At 34.7% G+C, this 25158-nt stretch carries 16 protein-coding genes; 4 read left to right on the top strand and 12 right to left on the bottom strand.

The window, feature by feature from the left end; genetic code table 11:
• Window positions 1-18 precede the first annotated feature (18 nt).
• The 8 genes from CER22_RS18540 to CER22_RS18505 all read right to left on the bottom strand — a co-directional run bounded on the left by CER22_RS18540 (window position 19) and on the right by CER22_RS18505 (window position 12260).
• The gene (locus tag CER22_RS18540; protein WP_044444146.1) at window positions 19-1122 is read right to left on the bottom strand and encodes a Ger(x)C family spore germination protein; all 1104 of its coding nucleotides are present in this window, start codon (window positions 1120-1122) and stop codon (window positions 19-21) included.
• Window positions 1119-2222 (bottom strand): GerAB/ArcD/ProY family transporter, encoded by a 1104-nt coding sequence (locus CER22_RS18535; protein WP_088609324.1) that lies wholly within the window; start codon window positions 2220-2222, stop codon window positions 1119-1121. Before CER22_RS18535 ends, CER22_RS18540 begins: the two co-directional genes overlap by 4 nt.
• A gap of 4 nt (window positions 2223-2226) precedes the next feature.
• Complete coding sequence (locus CER22_RS18530) at window positions 2227-3774, bottom strand: spore germination protein (protein ID WP_044444144.1); 1548 nt, start codon at window positions 3772-3774, stop codon at window positions 2227-2229.
• Between the two features lie 411 nt (window positions 3775-4185).
• Window positions 4186-5583 carry a hemolysin BL regulatory component HblB gene (gene hblB / locus CER22_RS18525; RefSeq protein WP_088609323.1) on the bottom strand — a complete coding sequence of 466 codons (1398 nt, stop codon included), beginning with the start codon at window positions 5581-5583 and terminating at the stop codon, window positions 4186-4188.
• A gap of 325 nt (window positions 5584-5908) precedes the next feature.
• Window positions 5909-7036 carry a hemolysin BL binding component B gene (gene hblA, locus CER22_RS18520; RefSeq protein WP_000591974.1) on the bottom strand — a complete coding sequence of 376 codons (1128 nt, stop codon included), beginning with the start codon at window positions 7034-7036 and terminating at the stop codon, window positions 5909-5911.
• 36 nt (window positions 7037-7072) lie between these two features.
• Complete coding sequence (hblD, locus tag CER22_RS18515; protein WP_002128070.1) at window positions 7073-8293, bottom strand: hemolytic enterotoxin HBL lytic component L1; 1221 nt, start codon at window positions 8291-8293, stop codon at window positions 7073-7075.
• A gap of 62 nt (window positions 8294-8355) precedes the next feature.
• Entirely contained in the window at window positions 8356-9675 is a 1320-nt protein-coding gene (gene hblC, locus CER22_RS18510) for a hemolytic enterotoxin HBL lytic component L2 (RefSeq protein WP_088609347.1), read from the bottom strand.
• Window positions 9676-11030: 1355 nt separating this feature from the next.
• Window positions 11031-12260, bottom strand: a complete 1230-nt coding sequence (locus CER22_RS18505; RefSeq protein WP_088063998.1) for a helix-turn-helix domain-containing protein — start codon at window positions 12258-12260, stop codon at window positions 11031-11033.
• 752 nt (window positions 12261-13012) lie between these two features.
• Between CER22_RS18505 and CER22_RS34210 the strand changes: the two genes are divergently transcribed.
• Window positions 13013-13189 (top strand): SpaA isopeptide-forming pilin-related protein, encoded by a 177-nt coding sequence (locus CER22_RS34210; RefSeq protein ID WP_179211924.1) that lies wholly within the window; start codon window positions 13013-13015, stop codon window positions 13187-13189.
• Between the two features lie 744 nt (window positions 13190-13933).
• Here the strand turns inward: CER22_RS34210 and CER22_RS18495 are convergent.
• Window positions 13934-14815, bottom strand: a complete 882-nt coding sequence (locus CER22_RS18495; protein WP_088063999.1) for a CPBP family intramembrane glutamic endopeptidase — start codon at window positions 14813-14815, stop codon at window positions 13934-13936.
• Between the two features lie 360 nt (window positions 14816-15175).
• On the opposite strand from CER22_RS18495, the gene CER22_RS18490 reads away from it, so the two are divergent.
• The 3 genes from CER22_RS18490 to CER22_RS18480 all read left to right on the top strand — a co-directional run bounded on the left by CER22_RS18490 (window position 15176) and on the right by CER22_RS18480 (window position 19335).
• On the top strand, window positions 15176-16501 hold the full coding sequence (locus CER22_RS18490; RefSeq protein WP_088064000.1) for an erythromycin esterase family protein: 1326 nt from the start codon (window positions 15176-15178) through the stop codon (window positions 16499-16501).
• Between the two features lie 353 nt (window positions 16502-16854).
• Complete coding sequence (locus CER22_RS18485) at window positions 16855-17433, top strand: sensor domain-containing protein (RefSeq protein WP_088064001.1); 579 nt, start codon at window positions 16855-16857, stop codon at window positions 17431-17433.
• 114 nt (window positions 17434-17547) lie between these two features.
• On the top strand, window positions 17548-19335 hold the full coding sequence (locus CER22_RS18480) for a helix-turn-helix transcriptional regulator (protein ID WP_088609322.1): 1788 nt from the start codon (window positions 17548-17550) through the stop codon (window positions 19333-19335).
• Between the two features lie 223 nt (window positions 19336-19558).
• On the opposite strand, the gene CER22_RS18475 is transcribed toward CER22_RS18480, so the two are convergent.
• From CER22_RS18475 to CER22_RS18460, 3 genes are all read right to left on the bottom strand, one after another.
• The gene (locus CER22_RS18475; RefSeq protein WP_088609321.1) at window positions 19559-21949 is read right to left on the bottom strand and encodes a penicillin acylase family protein; all 2391 of its coding nucleotides are present in this window, start codon (window positions 21947-21949) and stop codon (window positions 19559-19561) included.
• A 79-nt stretch (window positions 21950-22028) separates the two neighbouring features.
• Complete coding sequence (locus CER22_RS18470; protein ID WP_088064004.1) at window positions 22029-22775, bottom strand: DnaD domain-containing protein; 747 nt, start codon at window positions 22773-22775, stop codon at window positions 22029-22031.
• A 324-nt stretch (window positions 22776-23099) separates the two neighbouring features.
• On the bottom strand, window positions 23100-24881 hold the full coding sequence (locus tag CER22_RS18460; protein ID WP_088064005.1) for an S-layer homology domain-containing protein: 1782 nt from the start codon (window positions 24879-24881) through the stop codon (window positions 23100-23102).
• Window positions 24882-25158 lie beyond the last annotated feature (277 nt).

Here is a 25158-nt window from a genome sequence, read left to right as displayed (position 1 = left end):
AACTCAGTTGAACTCCTGTTACTTAATTGTCCCCATCCCACCAATTTTCACATTTACCTTGACGTTTACATCGCCCTTTGCTAATTCATTATTCCATTTATTTTGGACTTTTTTCCATTCTGGATATGTGTAAGTTCTTGCATATCTCCCAAGCCCAATAGGATCAATATTGGCAGTTTGTATTTTCTTTATTAATTGCTTGAAATCAGCTTCCAGCTTAGTTTCAATCGCCTTTTGTAATTTTACACCATCCTTTCTTGTATTGAACGAAAAAAGCTGTTCTGTAATGCCGACCTTCATCTTTATATCTGTATTAAATATAAATTTATTATCATATCTTGCCTTTGTCTTTACTTTAATGTTATAGGCAGCAAAGCTTATCCAATCTTTATCCTGGCTATCCGACTTTAGTTTAATTGGGATTGTAAATGAAAAATCACCTGTAGTTCCTTGTTGCAAAATGCGTAATAGTTTGTTTTCATCAGGTTTTAGCGTTAATTTATGCCTTCCTTTTTCATCTAACAAAGCTGTACCTGCCACAAATATTTTATTCGTTTTTTTCATTTCAGTAATATTCGCTGTTACCCCTTTGTCTGCCATTTGTTCATGTAGTTCTTGAAGATTTGTTTTTACTGTGATATTTCTTAAAGAGGCTGTATCAACTAGTTTTGTTAAATATAGAGGAAGACGCGGCTTATCTTTTGGGTTATAAAAGATGACGTCCGAAACAGGTCCATCAACAGCAACAACCCTTGTAGTAACTGTATTTTTGGGGTCTCGTTGAAATGGATCGAGATATTTCATCCAATTTTTTTGTTTCAATAGCCGTTTTCCAACTAAAATCACCTGTGTTTTACTTCCCGAGGTAAGTGCCATAACAGTAGCATCAAATTTGTCTCTAGAATTTCGAATCGTAGCAGATTTCACACCCGTAACTTCTTCTTTTACCTTGGCTTCTTTATTAAAAACAGGACTTGACATGTACACCAATAGATTATTATTACGATCTAAATCGATACCAAGTACAAGAGTAAGGGAAACATCTTCAATATTTGTTTGATCAAAGCATCCAGTCATCATGAACACCGATAACAAAATACAACATAGTACTTTTCTTTTCAATGTATCTTCCCCCAATGAGACTTCTCATATAGCCAGCCATACATCCATAAAATGATAGGTAATATATAGGTTAACCCAATCCCAGCATTCGATAACACCTGTAGTCCCGTTTCGGCTTGATTCCAACTAGGACTAATCCAGAATACGAAGCCGATAATGAGTAATAAGAGAATAACTACATGAGAGCTGTGATCTTGTTTCCCAAGTAATCGGCTTGAACAAAATACAGAACAGAATATTGCAGGAATCCAGCATGTAGAAACAACGGGCAAGTAAGTAGCCAATAAAATCATGTCAAAACGTTCTAAAAACCGAAATTCAATTACTTTAAGTAAATTTAGTACCGGTTGGTTAAATTGCGTAATGCTATCAGGGCTAAAATAGGCAAAGCAAACAATAGTAGCGAATAAATAAAATAACATCGTTAAAGTGTTTGCAATAACCATTCCATGGACTGCATACTGTTTTTTTCGTAAAAAGGGATATAAAAAGAACGCAATGTCAAATCCTAAATAAGCATAGATAGTGGTCGGCACAGCCGTTAATATAGGCTTCCACCCCTCTTTTAAGAGCGGAAAGAATGGCATCCAACTTCCGTTCTCTTTAAGAGGTACCAAAAAAAATAACGGAATCCAAAGCAACATATAAAAAGTAAGTTCGGAGTACCGCCCTATAATACGAGGGCCGTTACGTGCGACAAGAAAGGTAGGAATCGAAAACAAAAAGATAACTAGATAATCAGGCGTTTTTGGAAGAAGCCATCCCTTAAGATAAAGCATAGCGTTCACAAGAACAGTACAAGAATAAAAAGCGAAGTACATCATGTAAATAACAACAAGTGTTTTCCCTATTATTTTCCCGAAAAATCGTATAAGAATTTCGTAAAGTGTGTCCTCGGGATATTTTGCAGCTGTTTTCACAATAAAAACACCTGATATTGTGGAGAATATCCAGCCAATCAATATAGCTATCCATCCATCTGTTCCAGCTTTTTCTGCAAGCACACGTGGAAGAGATAGAACGCCAGTGCCGACCTGCATTCCATTGATTAAAACAATATACTGAATAAGAGTGATGTCATTATAGGCATATTTTTTCATAATTTCACCTTTTGTTATGATTCTTACCTTGTCGAATAGATTGAATAGCTCCTGTACCCTTAGGACGCCTTCTGATTGCCCATAAAGGAAAGCGTATAAAAGTATCTTTCATATCTGCAAAGCGAAACGGTGCTAACGGTGTTCCATAAGGAGTTCCTAGCGATTCAAGACTGATAAGATGTCCAATTAATGTCATCCACCCGATAACCAGTCCTACAATTCCAAATAATGCAGCTAAGATCATCATGGGGAATCGTAAAAGTCTAACTGCAGATCCCATATCATAGTTAGGGATAATAAAAGAAGAGATGGCTGTAACAGCAACAACAATAATCATAATGTTACTTACAATTCCGGCCTGAACAGCTGCTTGTCCAATGATAATACCTCCTACCATTCCAACTGTCTGACCAATCGGGGTAGGCAGGCGTAAGGCCCCTTCTCTCATCATTTCCAGCGTTATTTCCATAAGTAATGCTTCCATTACTGGAGCAAAAGGTACGCTTGTTCTTGACTCTGCAATAGATAAATAAAGCTCTACAGGAATAACTTCGAAATTAAAGGAAATAAACGCAACATAACTCGCTGGCAAAAATAGAGCAACCAAAAAGGCGATAAAACGAAGTATACGAATAAACGAAGCAACTAGCCATCTTGTACCGTAATCATCCACCCCTTGAAAAAAAGAGATGAAATTTGTTGGAGCAATTAATACATTTGGCGAATGATCCACTACAGTCACAAATCTGCCCTGTAGAATGTGCGATACGGCTAAATCAGGTCTTTCTGTTAACATAAATTGTGGAAATGGTGAGTACGGGTTATCTTCAATGAATTCAATAAGTTCACCTGTACTAGTAACAGCATCAACTGTTATACTTTGAATCCGTGTTTCTAATTCCTTTAGCACATCCTCAGAAGTTACATCTTTTAAATATAAAATAGAAATCTTTGTTTTGCTTCGTAAACCAATTGTTATCTCTTTTATCATTAATTGGCGATGTGGAATATACCTTCGAATCATTGTGATATTTTGAGCTCCGGTTTCTACAAATCCTTGATGCCCACCTTTTAGAGATATTTCGTTATGAGCATCTTCAATACTTCTTTGCGGCCATCCTTTTGTGTCCAATTGATACGCTGTAGTTCGACCGTGAATTAATAAAACACTATCCCCTTCTAAAATAGCATTTTCACTCTGACTCCACGTATTAATAATTTTAATTTGTCCTAATGTAATGGGAAGTTCTGTATTGGTATCAAAATCACTATTCATCAAAGGACTTAGAACATGATTTTGAATCAATTCTTTATCTGTTAATCCAGACAAATATACTAAAGCGGCTTCTAGTCCAGCTTCTGTCATTTGAAACCGTCGAATCACTAGATCAGGTGATTGATGAAATACATTCTGAAGCTCAGCTATATTCTTCGATAAACTAGCTTCTAAGAGAGAGTCTTCTATATTTTTTTGGGGAACAGGAGTATCGTCTCGTATTGAACATGATTTAGGATTTTCTCTATATTTTAACCATTTCAGAAATTTAGTCATGGCTTCCTCACCTTCTATGCACCTTCTATAGTATGTTTAGTATGCATATATGAAGAAAAAATATCCTAATAATTAGAGAGATAACGCCAGACTTATTACTATAAAGTTTTTGGTGCATATTTCATAAAGGCAGGTTGCAATTCTCATTAACATAAGAAAATAGTAACCTGCTTTTAACTTCAAGAATAGTGTAAATCCTTAAGTTGATGGATGTGGGGTACCGCCACGTGCCCATCAAGCTAAGATTTTGAGATACCCCCCATGCCCATCAACTTAAGAAAATAGATTCACCCCAAAACGAAAAAATGAGCTTTTCTGTTAAAAGTTAGCACAAAATTTCGTTCTGGGGGTATTTGTTTTTCTTAGCTTGATAGCGATGTGTACCATCCCCAATTAATGCATTTTTTGGGTTCAGTTCATTATATTTTCTACTTTGTCTTTATACACAACATATTCTTTCCCATCCACTACTGCTACCACCGCAAATTCATCATTTGGATTGAATGAAAGCCAGTCAGCCCACATGCTTGTATTAGCACCTCCACTCCACATATGATGAACAGTGTTTTTAGTTAAATTCATAACTTTATAAGACGCATTTGGTGCATTTGTTCCAGTCTTTATTTCAAAAGTGTATGCGTTATGGATTTTTTTATAAAAGTAAAAAACGTTTGATGGACGAAGTAGATTCATAAAATCCTGTTCTTTCTTCTCTGCAATTTTTATGCCTTCTAGTAATGTGACAACATCTGTTCTTAATGTTTTCCAACTATCTTTAGCTGAATTCAAGTTAGGCTTTAAAAATTTATATCTATTTTGATCAGCTTTTTCATCAGCTTTATCAATATGCCCCAGTACGCCCGAATATTGAGAGTCTAAATCATCCCATTGTGTGGACATATAAGTAAGAGCAGTAATAGCACTATCAATCGTACTATGCATATCACTAATATTATGAAATGCAACTCCGACTACACGATTTAATGTAATTTTATAATCAACAGTTTTACGTAATTCTGCTAAAGCAGGCTCTAATCGACCTAAATTATCTCTAGCAGTACCTATCATTATGCCACCAGAAATAAGCGTGGGGATAAAAGGTATTTTCACCATTATTAATCCATCAGATTCTAATTTCTTATAATAGTTTACTTGTCCTAAAACTTCATCTAAACGCTTTTGATCAGTCTCCACATCAGCTCCTTGGTTTTTTAAAATCGATTGCAAGGTCTCTTTATGGCTTCCAAATACTCTAACATCTTCTCCAATAGCGTTTTTAAATTTAGTTAATTCTTCTATTAATACTTTTGCAGACTTCTGGTTTCGTTGAATTCCCCCCCTTAAATCAGTAATCCCCTTTTTTAAAGTATCCCCATTTCCATTGTTGATCGCCTCTACTAATGTTTCATAATAATTTTCAAACTTTGTATCGTATTCAATAATGCCGGTCAATGTATCTAAAAGCTGTTTTTTTACTTTTGTATTCCATGTAACAGCATGTGCTCTTGCATTCTTTTGATCCTGTACAATTTTACTAGGTAAATCTGCATACCCATTAATAGAAATTCCTTCAAAACTCACATCCGGATTATTAATTAGCAAATAAGAATATTCATTCATAGCTTTTGCAAATAACCCAGCATCTTGTACAGTTTTTTTCATCTTTTCTTCATTTGCTGAAAGAGACATATCTCCAGTGTTCGTTTGTTCAGTTTCAATTGCAAAGGTTGCTACTGGTGTGACTGCATAGGTAGTTGTCATAATTAAAAATGCTGATACAGCCAGTATTTTATAAGGTTTTTTTTTCATCTTTTCTTATTCCTCCTGTATAGAGTATGATTTCAAGTCCTATTCTTATTAAAAGACGATGTAGTTGCATAGATTCGATATTATTAAGCGAATCTATATAAACTGTCCCCTATTAATCGATTCTGTTACAAATTTTTAAAAACAAGCAAACTACATGGCTATCTTTTTATTTGGATAAAACTTATATATAAGTGAAAGGCGAAGTCTTTAATGAGACTCCGCCTTTTTAATATATAAGGATTTATTAATTATCGCTTTACTGTTTAACAGTGTAATCATAGACTCTCTATGTTATGGTTCACTTTGCAACAGAATTAATATTTCCCTATTTTTGTGGAGTAACAGTTTCCACTTTTAATTCCTTTATCCCTTCTTTTAATGTAACAGCATCTGTTCTTAATGTTTTCCAACTGTCTTTCGCTGCATTTAAATTAGGTTTTAAGAATTTAAATTTATTTTGATCCGCTTTTTGAGCTGCATTCTCAATATGCCCTAGAACGCCCGAATATTGAGAATCTAAATCATGCCACTGCGTGGACATATAAGTAAGAGCGTTAATAGCATCATCAAGTGCCTTGTGCATTTCATTAATATTACTATAAGCAACTCCAACTACACGATTTAATGTTACTTTATAATCCACGGTCTGACGTAATTCTGCTAATAAAGGCTCTAACTTACCTAAATTATCTCTTGCCACTCCTACTATAATACCGCCAATTATCGGTAGACCCAAAATAGCACCCTTCATTACATTAAACCCATCAGATTCTAATTGTTTATAATAGTTTACTGATCCTAATACTTCTTCTAGACGCTTTTGATCGGCTTCAACATCTGCACCTTGGTTTTTTAAAATCGACTGCAAGAGATCTTTATTGCTTCCAAATGCTCTAACATCTTGTCCAATAGAGTCTCTTAATTTAGTTAATTCTTCTATTAGTTGTTGTGCAACCTTTTGATTTTGTTGAATTTCACCTCGTAAATCTGTAATCCCTTCTTTTAAAGTTTCTCCATCCCCTGTATTAATCGCCTCTACCATTGTTTCATAATAATTGTCAAATGTTGTATCATATTCAACAATACCAGTCAATGTATCTAAAAGCTGTTTTTTTACTTTTGTATCCCAAGTAACAGCATGAGCTCTTGCATTCTTTTGATCTTGTACAATTCTACCAGGTAAATCCACATATCCATTAATAGTAATTCCTTCAAAGTTCACATCTGGATTTTTAATTAACATATAAGAATAGGCATTCATAGATTTTGCAAATAAACCGGCCTTTTGCAAGGTCTCTTTCATTCTCGCTTCATTTGCAGAAAGAGCCGTATCTCCATTGTTCGTTTGTTCAATTTCACTTGCAAAAGTTGTTACTGGTGAAACTACATTAGCGGTTGTAATAGTTAATAACGTCGATACAGCGAGTAATTTGTAAGGGATTTTTTTTATCATTTCATTTTCCTCCAATTTAGGTTTTAATTTTCAGTTCTATTCCTGTTTAAAAGCAATATCTTTTGAAATGAATTCTGCATCTTTATGAATATCATTCCAACTTTCTTTAGCAGCTTTTAAATCATCCGGTATTAAAGAGAATTTGTGGTCTTGCATAGAATCGATATTATCCAGTAAATCTGTATAATTTGCGCCCATTGTATTCCATTGCTTTTGAATATTTGTTAGAGATAATATCGCTTGATCTACAGTCTGATATAGATATGCCAATGTTTCTTTCGCGTTAGTAAGCGAAAGAACTGCTTGATTAGCACGATCTGCTTTCATACTTAATTCTCCGATTTTGTTAGAAATTTCGTTATAGGAGTCCATATGCTTAGATGCCGTGACACCCGCCGCAGTTCCTAGACCGATACCAGCTGCTCCAAGAGCTGAAAGTCCACCAACAACAGCTGGTGTTGCTGTACCACCAGTTACAACAATTACAACTGCTCCTCCAATAGCTGCAATAACTAAAATAGCTGCTCCCAATCCACCACCAATTGACCATGCTAATACATCATCAAAATGTTTTTTTTGAGTAGAACGAAGTTGCTCAATTTCAGCTTGAAGTTGCGGAATCGTTGCCTGTTGACCTGCTAATATTGCAGTTAATCCACCTTTGCCATCTGGACCACCAACATTATTTTTAAAATCTGTAGAATTTTGATATAGTTTCCCTTTGAAGTCTTGTAGCATCTTAATTACATCTGTAACCTCTTTTGAATTTGTATTAATTGTAGTAATTAAATCACTTATGCCCTCTTTTAGACCTGCCTTATCTTTCTTTTGTACAGTATCTACTAAAGTGTCGTAATAATTTTGAAATTGTTCATCGTAATTTACAATATTACGAGCTGTTTTTTGAATCTGTGGCTTCGCTTTATCTAACCAATAATTCGCATTGATTCGTGACAGTTCTTGATTAAGGTGAATATTTTTGAGCAACTCCCCTCCTTCTGATCCTAAATCGATATTAGATAAATTTACATTCGGTTGCTTAATCATTGTTTTTGCGTACAAATCCATTACAAGAATATGAGACCCTGTTTCAGCCAATGCTTTCTTCAGTCCCTCGGGACCTAAAGCATAATTGCCTACTTTTTGTTCTTGAGCGGTCGTTTCTTGTGCAAATGCATGAATAGTGTTACCAGTAGTAGCAGTTATAACCGTTGCCAGAGTGGCTAAAGTTAGCACTTTGAATGGGAATTTTTTCATAACTATTCTCCTTCTTTCGCTAGATTCTTATAATCTTTATAGTTTTTTTGAAAAACGTAATATCAAAATTTATATACCTGTTCTTCAAGGTAACTTATTACATTTTTTAATTGTCTTAATGTATCTTTTTGAGACTGCTCGTTAGTTGCATCAACATTAGTAGATAATTTTGTAATGTTATTTTTTATTAGATCCAAATCTTCTTTATAGCGCTTTAGTAGGTCAAGTTCTACATCTACTTGGTTTGCAAACGTATGCAAATCATTTTGTGAAAGAAGAAGCATTGATTTTTGTAAATCTGCTATTGATAGTTTCGTTGTTAAATCATATATTTTTTGGTTTTGTTTCTCTAAGTCATCTAAATATGCTCGCTGCTCTGCTGTTAGTTTATTTACTTCTGCGAAGACACCAAATGTTTTCTTAATCTTTTCAGTATCAATGGCTTTCATCAGGTCATATTCTTGCGTTTTTGCGGCTGCAGCTGCAGCTATTTCACCTTGTTTGCTTTTCTCAATTGCTTCACGAGCTGCTTTTTTGGCCGATTCAATCTCTAGAACAGTTTTACCTTGTTCTGTCGCTTCTTGCGCCGCTTTTTTCTCCGCTTCTAGAATAGAGTTGTTAATTTCTTTTCCTTTATTATACGCTGCCATCCCTGCTTGAGCAGCCGGTTCAATAATTTCTTTTGAAAGACTATAAACTTCTTTGAATATAGCAAATCCCTGCTCATTTAAAGCTCCTGGTATTAATGCAATTTGTTGTAAATCATTTTGAATTGCTTTTTTGGTATTTAATATTTCATTTTTTAACTGATCTATTTTTCCTGTTCCATCTGTACCTAATATGCCTTGCGCAGTTGCCACATTAGTATCGAAATCTTTTAATTTTTTATCAAGCTGTAATTTAAGATCTGTTAATTCATTAATTTGTCGTTGCGCATTTTCTTGATTCGTCATAGCCATTTCTTGAAGAACTTCAAGTCTATCCGAAAACCCTTCTCTATCTTCTTTATTGTCTACATACGATTTTAATGTCGGGTAATAGCTATTAAATTTCGTTACAAATCCTTTACTTTTTGAATTTAATAGAATTAACTGTGGATAGAGTTCCGATGACCATTCCTTCATATCTTGTTTAATTAGGAATTGATTGGTATTTAAAGCTGGGACTTCCTCTAGCTGTACATTAGGACTCATTAAAGATTGATCAATATACGTTTGGATTAATTTAGATTGCGCACCTAATTTTCGTAATGATGAAGAAATATCCATGCTTTCCTGTTGAGTTTCTGCTTGAACGATTGGTGCTGCGAGAGTATTGATAGGAATAGTTGCTCCAGTTACAATGGATGTTATTAAAAATCCTGTCATTATTTTATTTTTCATTCCGTACACTCCTTTACCATGTTTTTTTATAACTTGATTCATATAACTTGTACGCCCTAGCGCTAGGCTCTCTCCTTGCACACGCATGGGGAATGGGAAGTCTTTCGGATAGGGTGTTATCGTTATTATTTACTTCTAAGAGGATCTAAGGATTTTACTTCCCTCTCATTTAGATACTCTATTTTTCAAATAGTAAACGATAAAAATTCATCAGCTATATTTGAATTAGCTGCCCAATGAGTAGTAAAATATTATTTCCCCCTTAGAGCTGCTGTTTAACTTACAGATCCGTGAAGATAGATAACCATTGCTTCTAGAGTTAATCCTGTCATGACCTTTTTTTAATATCAATTTCATAATATGGGTTTTAGTTTTGTCAGCAATAGCCTTACAAGACTACAAAAGATGAAATTATACTGTACATTGCTTATACTTTTATTGCGGAATAAATTCACTTTTGCTATGTAGAAACTTAAAACCCATTTTTACAAAAATACTACTTTTGAGATTCTAAATACCTTAAAAATAAACTGATTATTAAGAAAATTATCCACAACATAATGTTACTTGCAAATTTAATAACCTCTATCTCTATTAGCTTGCTCTTCTCCCTTCTGTGTGGTCATACCAGTTATGTTGTTCATTAAAACATTAAATTTCCAATGCGTAAATAGCAAAATTTTGTCGATTGAGCTCGATAATTTAACTATTAAGTAAAAATACGAGTCTAATTAATTATATCAATATAATTAATTAGGAATTACAGCTCTGTAATTGTAATGATTACAAATTAAAGTGTATACGGTTAGTAAATAACCATTTTAGCTCAACCAAGCAATTTTATTTTTAAAAAAATACTTATAGAATAATTTAATAGGTTTTTTTATACTTTTTTCCTTTTATTTGGTTATGTATAATTGCATATAATATAGATATATCAAGTGATATATGTTATATTATTAAACTTTATGTAATAGTCCCTAATATCACCATTATTAAATACTTAACATGAAGATATTAATCTATAAACTTATTCCTCGTTATAACTATGGGTTTTAAAATATAAAAAAAGCCGCAAAGCTTTCTCGAGAAGAACCTTTGCGGCCTTCTGTTTTTTTATCTCCTTAGAAAAATAATGGATAGTGTACTCTTTAAAATTAACAACATGTTATAAATCTTACCCTTGTCCTTTGGCTTCACTAAATGTTTCATGGACTCTTCAAGATCTATTTGAATACATACTCCTTTTCTAGATCAATCACATACCCTTTCTAGAGTAAAAGAAACAGTATGCTCAAGTTTTACAGTTACTTGCGCGTATATTAAAGTTTTTTCACAAGAAACTGATACTAAGCTTATATTACGGTATATTTTTCACGATACTGTCTAGGTGTCATGTTAGTTGATTTTTTAAAAACCCTTGTAAAATAACTTTGGTCGTTAAAATTAAGCCAAGCACAAATATCTGATAGTGGATATGTAGTGAGTGTTAATAATTTTTTTGCTTCTTCCACTCGTTCCCTTTGAATAAATTCACTTAAAGGAATTCCCACTTCTTTTTTAAATAATTTAGATAAATAAGTAGGCGTAATATCCAAATGATTAGCGAGTTCATTGAGAGATATTCCATCGTAAACATTTTTACTAATATGGTTCATACATGTAGTAACCGCATTTGAAAATTTTTGCGCATTGAATTCTTTCACTCGATCTGCAAAAGTACGTAAGGCATCTCCTGACAATCGCCTTACAGAGTCCACGTTCTCTAGTTGTTCCATGGTTTGGATATACAAAATACTAAGAGCAAAAGCAATGTCTGGTGGGAGATTACCTTCTATCGCATATCGAGTTGCTAAAGTAATCGCAATAATCCCATGGTTTTTTTGGTTTCTGAGTGGATCCGCTGTTAAAATTAATTCCGTATCTTCCTGCGAAACTGCATACATATATTGCAACAACTTCTTTTTATTTCCCTCTTTGATTGCTGAAAAATAATTATGTACTAATGCCATGTTGTGAGTTTTTGGTTTATTTTGTTGACGTTTTAAAATATATAGATCAGGTTTCACAATTTTATAGGGAACTTCCTCTAACACTTTATTTTTTTCTACCACAATATCAACATCTAACTTTTCATTGAAAATCATGTAATGCAATAAAATTCCCATATCAATTAAAGAAGTTTTTTTAACCTCAGGTAGGGATTGAAAATAGGTTAGTCTTTCTTGAATATTATCATTTGAGTTAAATTCTTTTCGAAGTTTAAAGGTTACATCATCCGATCCCTTTGGATGTATAGTGGGGCCAATTATTATAGTCCCTTTTATATAATCATGATTTTCTATATGAATTAGGATGAAATTTTCAAGATAACTGTTACATCTGAAAAGGGGCAAATTATAGGGATCATTTTCTTGATAAATGTCACTAAGATATTCTTCTTTAGAAGAATAAAAAGGACTACAAATATCCTCAGAATTAGAATGATATAAGATTTTTTTGTCTGTGGATAAAATGTGAACAGGTACATTAAAGGCTTTATGTGCGAGATCACACAAGTGTTGTATATCGATTGAATTATTCATTACCTTCTCCTCTTAATTAGATTACTGATAAATTTTTACATCGTTCCTGTATAAATTCATAAATTATTTTCCGTCAGGTATAACTCACGACAAAATATTACTATAAAATATCAAATTAGTACAATTCACGACAAAATATTACTATATTTTTTTTATGAAAATCATATATTATTTATTTGTAAGTAGCATCTAAATATCAGAGTAGTTAGGAAAAGTGTGAAAGAAATAGATTCTTTTCTTATAATTTTCTAAACGACAATGAAATGAGCTGAGATCGTTTCTTAATTCTCCAAGATCTAATCATAGAACTTGGGAAAACAGTGAAGAACCTACAAAATACAGAAACAAGGGATGATTGGAGTATACAACTCTAGTAAGTAATAGCTTCTTGCTAATCCTGCGAAAAATCTAGCCTTTGCGGATACATTGCCAGACGAACTAGAATATGCCCCAGGTACATTACAAATAGTAGGCTAAACAGTGACAGATACAATTCGATACAGACAAAAGTAAATTTAATGTAGGAAAAGAAAACGAAGAATTTTGGGATGTGACACATACAGAGTGGCATACAATGGTACTCCATGCGAGGGACAAGCTGGAAAAAAGATTAAAAATACAGTGAAAGTCCAAGGAGATACTGTATCACCGTAAGAACTAACAGCCAAAAATTCAATCACTTGGACAAACTGAGATTAAAAAAGTGGATGCTGCAAATTCGAATATAAAACTGATAAACTGCTGTATTCCAAATTTTTGACAAAGATAATAAAGAAGTCGAAAATTTAACAGCAGATGAAAATGATAAAGCTATTTCTGAACCACTGTACTTCGGAAAATTCACGTTGGAAGAAATTCAAGCACCAAATAGGTCTACGTTATTTAAAGATCTAATTGAGGGAAAGGTCTTATCATCAGTACAAAAATAAAAATAGAAAACACAAAAAGCGAATGGAATATTAAAAATACTGACGATATAGTGCCAACTATTTTTATCTAATTGGCACTATATTACTGGTCGCAACATTAGTTTTAGTTTCCGCAAAAGCGGAAGAAATAAATAGATTCAAAAATTATTAGGGATAGCAGCGGTGACACAACATATAAATATTTTTTTTATATGTTGTTAATCTTTGTAGTATCAATCTTTATGCTACCTAGCTTTATTACTCCATCACATAAACATATTATTTATTTTCTAAGTACAATGGCTATTACTTAACAAAAACAACACCTCTAATTAAGAGGTGCAGTCACATAGATCCAAATTAATAGTAGACATTAGACACTTATTTCACAGTAAATTGACCTCAAAATAATAGTTACTGCAATATCAGGATTTGTTTATTCTATAACAAAAGAAATGTCACTTAAGCATTCTTTGTATGCTACTTTTAATTAATATATATGACACCCTTAATTTTCCACTCTATTTTTAGTTAAGAATCAAAATACTGAAGCCAATGAAATTGTATTACATTGGCTTCAGTATTTCAGATTTAAAATTACGAATAAAAACAAAATAACGTTTAAACACCCTGTTTTCAATCGTGTGAAATTTAATCCTTATCGATACATATGACATTCACACGACCGCTAAAAACCCTTAAAAAGCAATCTGAGAGTCCGCTTTTTCTGATTAACAATCATTTTTTAAAAATTTATGTGAAAAATCAATATTTAGTAAATCTTATTATCCGAGACACAATTATTGCCGTAATCAAGATAATAATAGCGGTTATCAAGCCAGATTCTCCAATCCAAATCTCAGTTTGATACCCTGTACTTGCACGTGCGAAAGGTCCTTGAATAATGGCATTCCAAGTAGTATGGATGATAACCGAAGGCCAAACGCTACCTGTGATAAGTCGTAAATAAGCTGTAATATAACCGAATGGTACAATACAAAGATAGATGCCCAGTACTGAAAGAACGACAGATGGTCCCTCTACATATAGACCAGCAATAACTATTGGAACATGCCACGTTGCCCAAATCAATCCACTAATAAGGATAGGCCGTGAAAACTCTGCATCGACTAGCCTTGTGAGCATATAACCTCGCCAACCCATTTCTTCTCCCAAAACTGGGATTAAGTTAAGCAAACTTCCGAAAATGCCGCTCAATACTACTAGATAAATGAAACTGAATGGTGCCGTTACATACTGAAGCCCAAGTAAATTGTAGATCGGTTCTAACATACCACCTTCGGGATGCTGAAACCCCGCAATTCCGCTCAACCAGGCGATAGAATAAGTAATTCCACAAATAATCATAGGGATTAGCAGAGCAAAACCAATCCCCTTCCATATCTTTAAGTTACCGAGACTAAAAGATACATCTTTAAACCCTTCTTTCAGTATTATGCGAGTCAAAATAGAAGATAATGCTGGGGTAAACATATATACCACAATAAGCGGCATACTTTTCGTAATTATTACTACTACATTTAGGATAATTGAAGTAATGATTAAGATACTCAGAAAAAGTTGAAGTCCTACTTTAGCACGTTGGATTTTATCTTTATTGTGGAACGATTTTGCGTGTAATATCATTGTAATCCGCCCTTCCCCTATAATTCACTTGTTTATCGAATATACTTCTTGTCATTTCCACAGACACAACTTAGAATAAAAATATTTTTGTATACAAATTCATTCATCTTTAAAATCCCTCCCCAATTTATAATCTAGTCTTACTTACGACTCATCAATGTAATTATTATTTATAAGTTGTCATAGCCGATAGTACAAAAGTGTAATGATTAGTCTATGACCTGTGTCAATTAACCTTATGACAATATGTAACTAGAAAATATGATATGGGATAGATAACAATTGAATTAAGGCAATTGATTCGTGCAAGTACATGAATCAATCTTGCTTTTACAAATAATTCAATTGAGGTGGAAAAAAATGAATAAGAAAAGAATAATTGCAATGGTTAGTACAGCTTTATTAGTCACAGGATGTGTAGAAGTAGGAAAGGCTCAAACAGTAGCAGTCGAAAATTCAGATCAATCAATCCAAAAAAATATAGTTAAATCCATACAATCACAGGCTTACCCATTAAAAACGATAGAGCCGTCAAAAAAATTTGAGGATTTAAAACCACTTAAGAAAATGATTGGGAGCGCACAATATGTAGGATTAGGAGAGACTACTCATGGAAGCTCTGAAATTTTCACTATGAAGTTTCGCCTTGTGAAATATTTGGTTACTGAGATGGGTTTTACAAATTTCACAATGGAAGAAGATTGGGGAAACGGCTTAAAACTAAATGAATATATCCAAACAGGAAAAGGAAACCCTAGGGAATTTTTAAATTATTTATATCCTACTGATGAAATTATAGCCATGATTGAGTGGATGAAAGATTATAATGCTAATCCATCCAATAAAAAAAAGATACAATTTATTGGGCTTGACTTAAAGGAGATGGACCAAGGTTGCTTTAATAAAGTAATTGATTATGTAAGGCTGCATCGACCAGATTTGCTGGCAGAAGTAGAAGAAAATTATAAAGAATTGTCGGCTTTTAATGGAAGTACAAAGGAATATATGGACCTCGCTCCTGAAATAAAAGAAAAGTTCAAAGCAAACGCTGAGAGAGTAGCCCAATTACTAAAAGATGAGAATGGGCAAGCCAACACAGAAATGGCTTCACCCGAGTACATCTGGGCGAAAGCAACGGCAAGTGCAATAGAGAAATATACAACAATGCTAATTCCTAACGACTATCCAAGTATGTTAAAGCTACATGAGCAATACTTGGCCGATCATGCAATGTGGGCACAAGAGACATTGGGTGGTAAAACGATAGTATGGGGACACAATATTCATATAGCTAAAGGAATTATCGATGAGGAATTATACCCTTATGCTGCAGGGCAGAATTTGAAGGAACGTTTAGACAATAATTATGTCACAATTGGCAGTACAACTACGGAGGGGAATTTCACCTTATACAACGACACCGGAGATAAGATTATAACAGATCCGATTCCACAAGATGTAAATAGTTTCAATTATACCCTCGGAAAAGTACCATATAAAATGTTTTTATTGGATAACCGTCACCTTAAAGGACCGGCAGAGAAATGGGTTAAAGCAAAAAGACCATTACTAAGTATAGGGGCACGACTCTTACCGAACCAATTGGCATACTTTGATAAGTCATTGCTTGAGCAATTTGATATTATTTTTCACATTCGAAAAACAAGTCCATCTCATATTAAATAAAGTGAAACTTTAATCAGTGGGGATTTTCTTCATCCCCCACTGATTATTAGTTGAACCAATCAGACTTTTATGGGCAGTTGATCCCCCACCTAAATTCTTTGCTTTTGCTGCATTTTCAGGTGGGGGTCTTACTGCCCATTAAAGCGGGATAAAAGTACAAAACAATCCCTTCTTGCATCTGCAAGAACGGGATTGTTTTATGGAGATTAATATAAGCATCTTTTTTAACCAGAAGTAGGTTACTCTCCCCTTTTTAGCATCATTTAGAAATGTCATATGACACTTTTACACTAGTGAGAATGACAAAAAAAGCAGTACAATTCGGTTATTACATAGATAGGAGCGAGAACTTTATGAAATCAAGATTCATCCAGAATGGTTATTTTTTATTGCTAACTTTCGTTACAGGATTGTTTTATTTTTGTTTTTATCTAATAGCTCTGCTATTCAGTTTCACCCTTTCATTTACGGTAATTGGGATTCCACTAGTTATACGTGTACTACAGACTACTACACCTTTTATCCAATTCGAGCGCATACAGACGAAAATTTATACAGATATTTCAACAGACTCTTATGATAAAAGTATAACAATAGATACATCGAACTGGACTCAGGTGAAATTAGTGCTTACTGATCGTCGCACTTGGTCTGCTGTCTATTGGTTAATGCAGAAATTTGCGATTGGCATTTTTAGTCTCATTAGTGCAACCATTTTTTATGTAATGCCACTTATGTTCCTGTTAGCACCACTACTGTATCGCTACATTGAAATGAATATCATATTCATACAGATAGATACGTTTGCCAAGTCACTCTTTGTAATGTTTATGGGTATAGTATTTACCGCCATAAGTATTAAAATAGTAGATGGTTTAACAAAGAAAATTGGGGGCTATACACGTAGCATGATCCGGCAACTAAATCAATAAAGGTTTGCCTTCTGTAAGAGAATTGCAGTGTAAAATTAAAAAGTATAACAATGTATGAAGGATTAATTTATAATATAGGAAGTAAAAAGGTAGGCTACTTAGGGGGTAAATGACTTGTTAGATATGGTTAAGTATTGGTTTTGGTACGATTGGATTATGTTAGGAGTCCGTATACTTGTTAGTGTCTCTATCGCCATAACCACATTAGATTTTCAGGATAGTTTAACATTGCCAATTTGGATTATTATTCTTTGGGAAATTATTGCCTTCTCTGTTCCATGGGTAGCCTTACTATTCAATTATAAATATTATTTGTTCACAGAAATACTGCTATATGGTGGACTGTGTATATATTTAACTTCTTTATTTCCGGGAGCTAACGTTACATTTCTTATATCGGTTTTTCTGATTGCTGCGAATAGTCAGCATTTGTCCTATTATTGGACAGCTCCAACAACAGTTTTTATAACAACTGGAATTTTCTATGCGGTTGCGCCAAGTAATAGCTATTGGATTATGGTTACCAACTATGGACTTGCTTATGTAATGGGCTTCGCTTTCCATTTATTAATCGTCAATCATAAGCAAAATGAAGCGATTCGTAAACAAAACGCGGTACTTGAGCAATATATGTCTCAGATTGAACGCATTACACTGGCAGAAGAACGGAACAGACTGTCGAGTGAGCTTCATGATACAGTTGGTCACGCTTATACTTCTATTATTATGGGGATGGAAACATTGCGTACCGAACTTGCTACTGAAATGGGTATACAGAGGCTAGATTCTCTGCTTGAAATGGGACGGAAAAGCATCGAGGACGTGAGAGGTTACCTACATCAAATGGATTCTCCGTGTCAATCGCCTTCCTTAATTCAATCTCTACAAAATCTTGGAGCCGAATTTCAGGAGCACGCTCAGGTAAATGTAAGTTTTAGGATATTCGGAGAGGAATATGAATTGTCTCGGCAAGCGAAGATAGCCTTCATTCGTTGCTTACAAGAGTCCCTTACGAATGCAGTACGTCATGGACAGGGAACTGAAATTATAGTTTCATTGCAGTTTGAACAACAATATACGAGATTAGAAGTTCAAGATAATGGAAAAGGAAATGTAGAATGGCAGGAAGGCTTCGGTATGAATGCGATGAAAGAACGGGCAATGAACTTGCAAGGTCAATTGTCTGTATATACAAAGCCAGAGGATGGAATGCTTGTTACATGTACCATACCACGACAAACTGAAATAAAAGATGGACTTATTCGTTTATTAATTGTAGACGATCAGCCATTTGTTCGAGAAAGTTTGAGGACACTACTCGATAGATATGAAGATTTAAATGTAGTCGGTTTGGCTGAGGATGGCAATCAAGCCATCGATTTGTGTGGGCGCCTTCAACCCCATGTTATACTTATGGATTTAGATATGCAGCACATGGATGGAGTCGAAGCAACCAAAAAGATTAAGCAACAATGGCCACATATCCGCGTATTGATCTTTACAACGTTTCAGGATACCGAACAGGCGTTAGAATCGCTTCGCAACGGTGCGGATGGTTTCTTACTTAAATCTATTGAAACGTTGGAGCTAGCTAATACGATACGTCTTATTCACAAAGGTGGGACACTAATTGATCAGGGAATGTCTCACAAAATATTTGAGAAGTTTGATGTGCAAAAAGAGACACCACAATCAAAAGCAACCGCTTATGAGCTAACAGCTAGGGAGATAGAAATATTGCAGCTAGTAGCAAAAGGCCTTCGATACACTACCATAGCATCAAGGTTATATTTATCGAGTGGTACGGTCAGAAATTATGCTTCCACAGCTTATACAAAGCTAGGAGTCCGTAACAAAGAAGAAGCTGTTCAAAAGGCTCTAGAAATTGGAATTATTGAATAACAAAATGTTTCGCGGTGTATAAAAATGAGCAACTGTAACAGAGTAAATAAGGCCCGTTATCGTATAAGTAAATGTTAAAACACTTACTGTTTTGTCATAATAAAATTATTGAATCTTATCCTATAAAATAGCCTACTATCCACTTAACTGATAGTAGGCTTTTAAAATCATTTAAGAACTGGGTTATATTCTAATTTATAATTTTTAATCAGTGGAAATATTATCACTTCGGCTCTAAAGTTAACACTTTCCCCTCTATCCCCTCCGTATTCAATGTAGTCGTATGATACGTTCCATTTACCCAATCATCTATTTGATCATGGTACCAATCGCTTCTAAAATGTCCCGATTGTCCCGGTCCTACAATATGATAACCGTTTGACATATCTTTTGTATCAATAACAAATCTCCAAGAAGCTCCGTGATTTACAATACCATTTTCTCCGTAACTCGCTGCTTGAACGGTAACTTGGCTTCCGCCGATTGGAATTGGTTTTTCACGATTAAATGCAAGTAGTGCTAGCATACTAGATGATTTTGAAATTGGATGTGTGAACGCCAGTTGATGGTAATCGCCCCACTTCCACTCCGCAACATCAGGGCCATATTCCTTCTGCAGTTTCTTCATTACATTTTCGTACGATGTATGCACAACTTTTGTGAAGCCTCCGTACTTCGTAAACCAAGCGCCGTTTTCTCCCGCTACTTCTTTTCGAATCAATTCATCAACAACTTGTGACTTCCCTTCAAATAACTCCATCACATCTTTCGGTATTTCTTTTGAAAATAACGTATTCGAAATCTCTTTCATTAACAAATGGAATATTAATGGTGCCGCTTCATCTTTACTATCGTAAAAATTCCACTTTGTTAATTGTTTTACGCCTTCTTTCTCTACTTCATTTAAAGATGCTTTATTTAACTCTTTTAAAAATATAAGGGCAAATTCTTTCCCGTATAAATTTTTTTGATCCATCTGTAACTCTTCTAAATCTTTCACCGTATACTTTTCTTTCTCTTGTAAAAATTCTTGAATACGCATTTGCCTATATGGCTGTGCCCACGTATTACTAATATGGTACGGATAATTATCATCCACAATTTTATTATTCGCAGTTGAAATAAACCCTTGTTTTGGATTTATTACTTTTGGAAGTTGATCATATGGGATATACCCTTCCCATTCATATTCATCTGTCCACCCTGGCACTGGCAAACTTCCATCACCTTTTTTACGCACTGGTATATTTCCATTCGCTTTATACGCAATTGTGCCGTCATTTGATGCAAATACAAAGTTTTGAGTTGGTGTATGAAAATCTTGAAGTGCCGTTTCAAACTCATTCCAATCTTTCGCTTTATTCATATTTAATACAGCCTTTAATTCAGCAGAAGGCTCCAAAGCAGTCCATTTCAAAGCGAATACTGTTCTTGTTTTCTCTTTTACTTTATCCGCAAACTCTGAAATAACTGGACCATGCCTCGTAACCGTCACATTATACGGAATTGTTTTCCCGCCTTTTACTTTAATAGATTCATCAACAACTGTAGCTTTTTCCCACTTATCGTTATACAAAAATTCATTTTCATTATTAGGATTTCGCTTCTCAATATATAAATCTTGCACATCAGGACCTGTATTCGTAACGCCCCATGCTATTTTGTCATTGTGACCTAATATAACACCCGGTACTCCAGCGAAAATAACACCACTCACATGTAAATCTTTCATTTCGAGTTGCGATTGATACCAAATTGAAGGCGTCGCAAGAGATAAATGAGGATCATCCGCTAAGATTGGCTTACCAGACGCACTTTTCTCACCGCTTATGACCCAATTATTACTACCATTAAACTCTGGCGGAATAATCGTTTTTGCAAAACTTTGTGCTACGTCCACATTTGTATTTTTCAGTTCAGCTAACAATCTAGGCGCATCTTTCGGATATGTAGGAAATAGCTCATTTGCTTGCTCTTTCGGCAAATTTTTCAGCGCCCAATATCGAAACGCCTGTCCGTGCCAATGTCCACCTAAATCAAACGCCATATACTTTCCAATCGTTAACGTATCAACAATAGACCATTCAGCAGGCTCATAGCCTAATATAGTAAACTCAACTGGCGATTTCTTTTCTTCTTTTGCCTCACGTATAAAAGCGTTCACTCCATCAGCAAATGACTGCAAGGCATATTTCGCTTCCCCGTCATATTGACTAACAGATGCTTCGGCTGCTCGCCGTAAACCGAGCGTTCGAAACAACTTATCTCGATCAACAGCTGCTTCCCCTACAACTTCACTCAACATCCCAGAAGCTTGCCTTCTACTTAAATCCATTTGAAACAAACGATCTTGCGCTTGTACATACCCTTGCGAAAAATATAAATCATGTACATTTTCCGCTTTAATATGAGGTACCCCTTTACTATCTCGCTTTACTTGAACAGCATGTTGTAAATCCTCTAGCTTTATCGTCCCATCTATCTTTGGCACAGAACTAAGCGTATATATGTTCAAAAAAATCACTGTACAAATAACTACCAAAAGAACGATACTACTAGACCAAATAAAAATTTTCTTCCCTCTAGTTCGTTTCTTCTTTATGACGACTTCCATATAACCCCTCCTTTCTCAAACTATTCGCTTCTATTTTGAAAGAACCTTTTTGAATAGGAAAAATCCATCTTTTCTTATGCTATGGATCATGTAAACAGACTTCTCCTTCCTTTCTTCCACTGAAATCTCCCCGCCCTTTCTTACACCAATTCCTCAAAATCCCCTTCACATAAGCAAACGTTCGCTTATTATGTTCAAACGCAACTTTAAGTGCCTTTAGTACTGTCTCTCCTGAAGCTTTTTGTATCCACTCTTTTAATTCCTTCACGATATATGGAGATAGACTACTTATATTTTGTTTGTAAAACTTATAAACTTCACTATGCGACGTATCCTCTTCTGTCTCTTCTATCTCTTCTTCCTTCTCCTCAACAACTTCTTGTAAACTACTATTATCCTCTTCTTTCAGCATACCAAAATGCTGCAATAACAATGGAATCTTCCATTCTTCTTCAAGACATTTACGTAAAAACATATGTATGAACTCTTTATTTTTTACAGTCTTTAACTCACGTAACACACACTTCTCTACATTTGTATTTAAAATAGGGTTATAGTGTAGCCAATTTAGTATGTATAACTCTTTCGTTTCCGCATCGTATAAAATCTTTCCGTATTCAACAAATCTATTTAACAGCTTCTCAACAGTTTCCATACTGTAGCCTGTTTCCAGTTCTGCCACACGCTTCGGTAATACGTAAATTCCACATTGCTTTGTTTTCGTACCAGTTAACAAATATATATAAAAATAACGCTCCTCTGGCGTTAAATCTAATATGAATTCATTTTGCCAAAAGTTCACCTGCACATTACGGTACACCGCCATATATTTCCCTCCTCCTTTTATTCATAAAAAGGCAGAATTCACCCCTTCAATATACATATAGGAATGAGGGCTTTGTTTTTGCATTTGAATTCCAAATTTTTTTAACTACTACAACGCCGGTTTTATTTTTTCGCGCTTTTTTGTTCTTGTAGTTGTTTTTGTTTTGTTTTTTCTTAGTGATTTATTACTTGGTAGGTGCTTATGAGGGGCTTGGAAGGGGCTTAATAGTGGCTAATATAAAAAGGAGCTGTTCCATTTGAATAGCTCCTTTAAAATCCTTATTACTTTTTCTTGTACCAGTACAAACTACTACATACAATTCATTTATTTCTGCATAGAGTCTAACATCTTCACTAAAAAGGCAGCTGCTTCACCACGAGTTGTTGTCCCTTTAGGATTAAACTCATTATTTCCAACACCTGTAACTACCTTTAAGCTATATAACCGCTGAACTGGCTGTTTGTATGTAATCAAATGTTGATCTGTAAATGGTAATACGACTAATTTACCTGTAACACCTTTATACTGTAATGCGTTGTCAATCATGATAGATGCTTCTTCACGTGTGATAGATGCGTTAGGATCAAAAATCCCTCCGCCACGACCGTTAATAATTCCTGCACTTGCACTACGTTTAATACCGCTATGAAGTGATGGATGCGCTTTGTTAATATCTACAAATGACTTATTTCCTTCTGGTAGCTTTAGAGCATTTGAGATTAATGTCGCAAACTCAGCTCTCGTTACATTACGATAAGGCGCAAATACACCATTTCCTTCACCGTGCATAATTCCTAGGCTGTTCAGCTTACGAATATGCCCTTCAAACCATCCACCTGTAATATCATCTTTTGGTTTTTGCACTTCTTTATTTGGCACATTATAGTTTATCTTAATCCAACTTGGGTTATAGAAAATCCACTCATCATTACCTATTTTATACCAACCATTTTTAACTGCTAACACTTTGTAACGATCTCCGTTTGAAGCTTTACGAACAATATGATGCTCAAGTCCTACGCCACTACGTACGTTTATACCGTCACCATTCACTACAAGCTCCATATTAGGTTCAGCTGGATTATATTCATTTGAATCAAATAGCTCATCTCTTTCTTGTAAAGGCGAGTCAATTTGCGCATTAACATTTGCATACCATTGAATACCTTGTACGAAGCCAGTCCAATTCCCACGAGAAATTAAAATATCAGGACAGTTTTTTCCGCTCCATTGTTGATGCCTGTAAATGTGATCCGCACTAATACCTTCTTTGTTCATTAAATAACCTGCAAGTCTCTTTGCATTCTCTAATGCTTTATTGTAATCTCCATCTTGGTTAACTGAAATTTCGATACCGATAGACTCTCTATTTCCTGAGCCATCGCCATCTCCTGCATGCCATCCATTTTCATTTGTTGGTAAGTGCTGATAAATTTGTTTGTCGTCTACAGTAAAATGCCATGAAGCTGTTCGGAACGTACCTTCCGTTGCTTGTTTATACAAATATTTCGCATGATTTTCAGCATTCGCACCACGGGCTGTGTTTGCAGTCTCATGAATTGTAATGTAGCGTGCTTTCATCGGATTAGCAGGGCGAATATCAGGGTTTCCTGCTGGAACAATCCACTCTACAAATGGAGTACCTGCAAGTGTTCCATATTTCTTTGTAGTCATCGATGCACTATACTGAATGGCTCTTGGCTTTTCAACCGGCTTCATTTCACGAGTAGAGCCATCATTTTTACCGTCTACATGTTCAAATGCCTTTTCAATGTTTGAAATAGCTTCATCTTCTGCTACTTGACCTTTTTTAGCTTCCTTCATTTTATTTAGTTCTTCTGTTTCATCATGTTTATGCTTATATTCTTCTAGAAGTATTTTCTCGTTTTCTGATACTTCTGCTTCGTTAATTTGCATGTGATCAGGAGTTTCTAGATTGAAATTCGAATAACTTAATCCGCTCGTTCCACCTTCCCCTTGTGCGATACGAAGTTGATCCGTTTGAAGGTTTTTGCTCTCTTCTGCTGATATCGCTAAAGGTGCACTCCCTAACATTACTAAACTTGTTGATAGTGCAATTACTCTTTTTTTTATAATTTTATTCATTGCTGTAATCGATATCTACATTGTTCGTGTAAATACCTCAACCTCCCTTTCTATTCTCACTCGTGAAAGACTATGAATCTACTATGTACTTGTAACAAAACTTTTTCATCACCTATGTATATTCATCCTTTTATACATGCTTTCATTTTATCCCCAGCAGGTGAATGATAGTTTCTATAAAATCCCTTAACAGACATTATTTTATAACCAATTGCAATTGCCGTCAAAAACACTTATCCCCTTACACACTACTACTTCTCAAAAAATAGATTAGGAT

The organism is Bacillus sp. K2I17, assembly GCF_002209985.1.
Classification (GTDB): domain Bacteria; phylum Bacillota; class Bacilli; order Bacillales; family Bacillaceae_G; genus Bacillus_A; species Bacillus_A wiedmannii.
This window is presented reverse-complemented; position numbering and strand designations above follow the sequence as displayed.